The 408-nt window shown below is 80.4% G+C and carries 1 protein-coding gene; it reads left to right on the forward strand.

Annotated features, from left to right (window positions below):
• Nucleotides 1-60: 60 nt before the first annotated feature.
• Nucleotides 61-408 (forward strand): hypothetical protein (locus FOE67_RS28445; protein WP_228474396.1); only part of this gene is annotated, 348 nt, incomplete at its 3' end.

The raw sequence follows: 408 nt of genomic DNA on the forward strand, positions 1-408 counted from the left end.
CCCGGGTTCCCCCCGCTCCATCCCGGTGACCTCCCCCTCGGGAGCGTCCGTCCGGAGCCCGTGGCGGAAACCACCGGTTCGCAGGTCCTCCGCGGCCGTCGTGCGCCGGCGATCACCAGCCGGGTCGCCGGACACGACGCGCAGGTCGCGGTCATCGCCTCCGGACCCACCCCCGGGCGGGTGGCCACCGCGCTGCGCGCGGCAGAGGCCAGACTCGCCCCGCCGGGCCGCCTCCCGGCCTCCCCCCACCGGGAGGCGGCCCGCGCCGTCGTCGAAGCCGGCCGGGCCGCGTACCGGGCACGGGTCGGGGAAGCCGCCGCCGGGGGCTCCCGGCTTCCCCGTGCCGAGGCCGGTCCCCGACGAACCGACCGGTCGGTAGGTGGGGCGGTGGGGGAGTCCCCCGCCCCC

Source organism: Streptomyces calidiresistens (assembly GCF_014141525.1).
Taxonomy (GTDB): Bacteria; Actinomycetota; Actinomycetes; order Streptomycetales; family Streptomycetaceae; genus Streptomyces; species Streptomyces calidiresistens.